The 6,070-nt window shown below is 56.8% G+C and carries 3 protein-coding genes; all 3 read right to left on the reverse strand.

Annotated features, from left to right (window positions below; all coding sequences use genetic code 11):
- Positions 1 to 19: 19 nt before the first annotated feature.
- Positions 20 to 3,544, reverse strand: a complete 3,525-nt coding sequence (locus DCO47_RS27110; RefSeq protein ID WP_177434343.1) for a calcium-binding protein — start codon at positions 3,542 to 3,544, stop codon at positions 20 to 22.
- Between the two features lie 194 nt (positions 3,545 to 3,738).
- Complete coding sequence (locus DCO47_RS13605) at positions 3,739 to 4,368, reverse strand: LysE family translocator (RefSeq protein ID WP_064364565.1); 630 nt, start codon at positions 4,366 to 4,368, stop codon at positions 3,739 to 3,741.
- An 85-nt stretch (positions 4,369 to 4,453) separates the two neighbouring features.
- Complete coding sequence (locus DCO47_RS13610; RefSeq protein ID WP_024012217.1) at positions 4,454 to 5,803, reverse strand: NCS2 family permease; 1,350 nt, start codon at positions 5,801 to 5,803, stop codon at positions 4,454 to 4,456.
- Positions 5,804 to 6,070 lie beyond the last annotated feature (267 nt).

The raw sequence follows: 6,070 nt of genomic DNA on the forward strand, positions 1-6,070 counted from the left end.
GATAGACGATATTTCGACGTCAAGCGGGTGGAACGTCGCTCTGTGGCGCGGGTATGAAGATGCCGGATTGGTGACTGCAGCGATTCGTCACCCGCACCTCACAGGCTTCAACGCGTGACTTGTCGGTACGCAGTACCCAGCCGTGGGCGGCGAAGTTGTAACTGAGCGCAGTTGTCCCATCGAAAATCCACTCGGCGTTCCTGACCTTGACCACATTGGCAGCCAATGAGGCGAGCGCTGCTGGTAGCGGTTTCGCAGCATCGGGTGCTTCGAAGAAGCGTGCATCCAGGCCATCCGGGTAGACCCGATCGAACACCAGATCGACCGTATGCACTACGCCGTTCGCAGTGATGACGCGGATCTGATCGATCAGGTCGTCGCTTTCATACACTGGTAGATGAATAGTGCAGGTGCCGATGGATAACCGGTTGTCGGTGAGTTCGATATCGACCGTACCAAGCTTTGTGGCGTCGAGTTCCCACGTGGAGGAATTCGCTAGCCGCACGCTCGCTTCGGCGAGTGCACCGGGCGTCGAAAGTTTGAGGGTCGTGTCGGCAACGAGATGAATCAGGTACGTCAAGCCTTCACCGATGAGGCTTTCCATGGCAGTTTGCACAGTCAGGGCAGTGAGCGTGGCACAGGAGTGTCGATTGCCCATTTCGTGCGCCTGGTTTTCCGGCAATGCATAACTGTAACGCCGTGAGCGAAAAGCCAGGGGCAGGGTCATCGGAGTAATCCACTCCCTTGCCACCGCGTAATCGGAAAACGCCGGCAGGGCATCGGTTTCATCCGTGAGGCCGGCATTCAGGGCAACACCGTCCTTGAAGATCAGCACATAGCGAAAAAACGGCCGGCCCGCCATGGTGCGCAGAATTTTAGTCAGATTGTCATGGTCATCTTCATTACGAGCGGCGGCGAAATAATTCAACTTGATACGTTTATCGCCGAAGTGATAAACGAGATGGCAACCTGCAGTCAGCCGATAGGATTCATGTTTGACGGCAAAGAAATGCGCCTCGGCTTTTGTCAGCTCATCGCTGTTGTAGTCCAGATGGATATTACTGACTATTCCAGGACGAAGTACCGAGTAGAAGGTGGTCATGTTATTAGCGCGCGGCAGGTAGTAACTCGCTTCCTGCTGATGTCTGATCCAGCATTCATCTGCGTAAACGATGATGGGTCTTTGCGGCTGGCCGAGCTTGATAAGGGTTTCGGAAAAATCGGCGGTCTTTTCCTCGGTGACTTTCTCTGGCAGATCAAGTGTGAACTGGTAACCGTCGCGGGTGATGAACGTCAGGTTTTTATTGATCAGTTTCCGTTCATCCGCGTCCTCTTCGTAAACGTCATGGATGGTCAGGATATTCTTCGGGATGTCATCGAATTCGAATCCGGAAGTGATGATCAAGTGGTTACCTGCAATTTGCCAGGAATCTATCAGCTCTTTCTTCCAGTTCAATACGATGTAGCTCGGCTGTTTGCCATCTTCGAAGATCGAGAAGCGCCCCGCCACATGAGCGATGAAGTACTGGTCGGCGCCGGCATCGCCGCAGGCCTGAGCGTCCTTGTGCGACAGGTAAATCTGGTCGTCCCCGGCGCCGGCGTTGATGACGTCGCTGCCGCGCGCCTTGATGATGTTGGGTTGCGCTGTGCCGGTCACGATGCTCGCCGCGCTGTCGACGGTTTCAACGTTTTCGATGCTGTCTATCAAGCTGTGGAGGACATATTGCTTGCCCTGTTCGGCAGATGGATCGGTTGAGATGATCTGCAGCGTACCGGCCAGCAAGTCGACGTCATAACCGGTTTTCGCTGTGCGGAAACTCGAATAATGGCCGCCGAGGACCAGTGTGTCGTTGCCATCCGCGCCTCGCAGTGTCGAATGGTGCGTGGCATCCGTGCCTTGTTTGAGAAAGTCCGCCGCATTCTCGAACACGAATTGATCGTCTTTCTCGCCGCCAGCCAGGTCCTTTTTTCCCGACTTGTAATGAAAGACATTCGGTTTTATTTCGACCCCCTTGATCGAGTCGTCGCCTTCGGTCAGCAGCCAGAGAACGCTCTTGTTCTCCGCTGCAGTGCCCAGATGTGCACCGGGCGTGTCCTTCGTTACCCCTGCGCGCGCATCGATGGTGTCGTCAGTGCCTACTATTTCCGGGACATGTACCGATTCCCAGGCATCCTGTTTGGTCCACCAGTTCCGCTTCCAGACCTGGGTCGGCCTCAGGCGCACCTCGAACTGACCGTTGACGATGGCTTCGGTGGTGTCCTTGAGAGGGCCATCGAGCAGTTGCCTTGCCGTCGCCTTCAACTTGGCGGAGTGCTGCAGCAAGGTCTTGGCCTTGACGTAGCGATGTTGAATGTTCTGATCGATATCCAGCATGCAGAACGCAAACCATCCGGTGCGCCACCGCTCATCAAGGGTGAGCTCGATGTAGTCATCAATGTCGTCGACGATGCGCACCGCACCATAAACCTGCGAGCCGATAGCGAGAATCGCCCCGGCAGCCAGCCCGACCGGGCCGGCGAACGAAAATCCGGCCATCGCCGCAGTCCCAAGGATCACGGTCATGGCCGCGCTGGTAATGCTCAGGCCGGCGCTGACATAGTGATCCATCGCCTCCTTGCCCGTCGCATTCTCGGCGGCATTCATGGATCGCACCGCGGTGTAGATATCGAATGGCAACGTCAAAGCGCCACCGATCAGGCCGCCCGAACGTCCCAGCCTGACCGCCATTCGCGTCCTGGCGAAGTCGCGGTAGGCGTGCTGCCCGGCGGTGAGCATCTGCGTGGCAATTTTACTGACGGTAACGTCGACAGCGATCGAACCCAGTTCGGATGCGATTCCCACGCTGTTTATCGCGATTTCCGTGGTGTTGTCGGCCTTGATCGCATCGACGACTCCGCGCAGGCCCATGAAAATCCCGAAGCCCTGAATGCCGACACTGGAGCCGAGTGCTGCGTAGCTTTTGGTCAATGTTTTCCAGCGCGGATGATGCTTGGGCAGATGCACATGCTGCAGGTCGAGTGCCTGCGCGGCGTTGGCAAGTTTCAGGAGTTTGCGGCGGTAGTTACCCGGACCACCTTCGTCGGTGATGGCTTCGCTGAACAGTGCCGGCGCGGTCAGAGGACGGTGACTGGCCATTTCAAACAGCAGGTTCGGCAACAAGTAAGTATCACTGCCAGTGGCGGTCTTCATCGCGTGTTCGACTTTGTTCAGGTCGAATTGCAGGGCATTGATAAAAGAGCGTTTAAGTACTCGACTGAAAGTATTACGACCATTTAAAGGTTTGCCATCGACCGTCGCGCCCAAGCGGTCCAGCGCTACTCGTGTTATTGATATGTCGCCAATCTGCAATGGTCCGAATATGTTGTCTGCGAACTTTAACTGGTTCGGCTTGGATGAATCTTCAGGTGCGTCAATGGTTGCAGGCTTGCGCTCGTTGCTCTCGAAACGCATATCCGTGACAACAACCGTGTCGGTAACTTTGTGGTTGTTCGGGTCAATTGCCGGATCGGTTTGAATTGATGCTTCATGTATCAAAGTGGCCATGAGAACTTCCTTGTTCAGGCTGTTGTTATCGAATTGCAGCGGATATTAAGGTGCTCTTTTCAGCGCTGTACATAAGGCGGTTGTTGCCATGTATTGCCTGTCAATGATTACAGGCCTGGCGCGCGGTGATTAATTGAAAACAGCACCCTCCCTATTTGAATCCGTTCAGTCGGGATGGTGGGCCATACGATGTCTTAATGGCTGCTGAGCAATGATGTCGCGCCGGCACCGCCGAACAATCCGGCACTGATTCGGTTGAACCAGCTCTGCCCTTTGCCACTGCGCAGATAACGCGCTGCGCCATGGGCGCCCAGGCCGTAGGCCAGTTTGCAGCACAGATCGAGTACTACCCAGGTCGCGATCATGATCAGCAATTGCGGCAGGAACGCTTGGTTCGCGCTGAGGAACTGCGGCAGAAACGCGGCGAAGAAGAGGATATCTTTCGGATTGCTCGCGCCCAGTACAAAAGCGCGCCCGAATAGCGTGCGGAAGCGTGGCACCGGTGCGGCTTGGGGCACCTCGGCTGCCACTGAAGGCTGACGCGATTGCTGCCAGCTCTGCCAGGCAAGATAGAACAAATACAATGCGCCGACGATTTTCAATGCGCTGAACAGTTGCTCCGAGGCCAGCAACAAAGCGCCAAGCCCCAGTGCCGAAGCGCTGAGCAGGCAGATAGAGGCAATCACCCCGCCGAGAAACGCCGGGTACGAGCGGCGCAGACCGTAATTCAGACTGTTGCTGATCATCAGCAGCGACAGCGGCCCCGGGATCAGGATTACCACCAGTGCAGCACCACTGAACAGCAGCCAGGTTTCCAGACTCATCGTTTTGCTCCTTTGTTGTTATCGATATGTGCAAAAGCCCCACCGGTGAGGGTGAGGCTGGTTTGAAGCGTGAACCGCGCAGCGCTTACAGAAAGATGAACTTGGCGATGAAGATCGCGCAGAGCACCCACAGGCTGACGGAGATTTCCTTGTACTTGCCGGTGCCGGCCTTCAACGCCACATAAGTGATGAAGCCCAGCGCGATGCCGTCGGCCACCGAAAAGGTCAGTGGCATCATGATCGCCGTGACGATTGCCGGGATCGCGTCAGTGGCTTCGTCCCATTCGATGTGGGCCATGCCGCCCATCATCAGCATCGCCACGTAGATCAAGGCGCCCGCCGTGGCATAAGCGGGAATCATGCCAGCCAGCGGAGCGAAGAACATGGCCGCTATAAATAGCACACCGACTGTGACGGCGGTAAGACCAGTCCGACCACCAGCAGCCACGCCAGCGGCACTTTCCACGTAACTTGTCACGGGCGGCACGCCGACCACGGCGCCGAATACGCTGGATGCGCTGTCAGCCTTCATCGCTCGGGAAAGGTTCTCGATACGACCGTCAGCGGCGACGAGGTTGGCCCGCTGAGCCACGCCCATCAGCGTGCCGGCGGTGTCGAACATGTGCACGAAGAGAAAGGCCAGCACGACGCTGATCATGCTGACGTTGAACACGCCGGCGACGTTCATTGCCATCCAGGTTGGCGCCAGGCTCGGCGGCGCGGACATGATGCCCTCGTAGTGCACCAGGCCCAGACCCCAACCGGCGAGGGTGACGGTGATGATGCTGATGAGGATTGCACCGAACACGCGGTGGTAACTGAGGATCGCGATCATCAGAAAGCAGATCGCGGCGAGCAGCGGGCCGGGTTCACGCAGCGAGCCGAGCTTGATCAGCGTTGCCGGGCTGTCGACGACGATACCGGCAGTCTTTAGACCGATCAGGCCGAGGAACAGACCGACACCGGCGCCCATCGCAAACCGCAAACTGACCGGAATACTGTTGAGCAGCCACTCGCGAATCCGCGAAAAGGTCAGGAACATGAACAGCACGCCCGAGACGAACACCGCGCCCAGCGCCGTTTCCCAGTTGTAACCCATGGTGCCGACGACGGTGTAGGTGAAGAACGCGTTGAGGCCCATGCCCGGCGCCAGGCCGACCGGCCAGTTGGCATAAAGGCCCATCAACAGGCAGCCGAGTGCGGCAGCGATACAGGTGGCGACGAAGGCCGCACCGTGATCGATGCCGGCATCGGCCATGATGTTCGGGTTGACGAAGATGATGTAAGCCATGGTGATGAAGGTTGTCAGACCGGCAATCAGCTCGGTCTTCACCGTGGTGCCATGCAAGCTGAGTTTGAACAGACGCTCCAGCAGGCCATTGCGTAATGGCGGCGTGAGCTCGAGCGGCGGTGCTTCGGATTTGCGGCTTTCCACAGCGAGTACTCCTCAAGAGTTTTATTGTTATTTCCAGGGCCGGACCCATGAGGGGTGGCAGCGGTCCTTTGAGGCATACGCGAATTTGTTGACCGTGTAGTCAGAAACTCGCACGCAGTGGATTATGCTTTTGTGTACAAATAAAGCAAATATTGTTTTGGGTTTTGTCGACGATTTTTTTGCCGATAGGGATATATGGCTATCAAGCCATTCGCGAGCGGGCTCGCTCCCACCTTTGTATTGCGTTCACATGTGGGAGCGAGCCTG

It is taken from the genome of Pseudomonas sp. NDM (genome assembly GCF_003105095.1).
Lineage (GTDB): Bacteria > Pseudomonadota > Gammaproteobacteria > Pseudomonadales > Pseudomonadaceae > Aquipseudomonas > Aquipseudomonas moraviensis_A.

Bases quoted from the DNA above. Each gene is read 5' to 3' on its own strand.
- DCO47_RS27110 (WP_177434343.1), bottom strand. From the start codon at position 3,544: ATGGCCACTTTGATACATGAAGCATCAATTCAAACCGATCCGGCAATT.
- DCO47_RS13605 (WP_064364565.1), bottom strand. From the start codon at position 4,368: ATGAGTCTGGAAACCTGGCTGCTGTTCAGTGGTGCTGCACTGGTGGTA.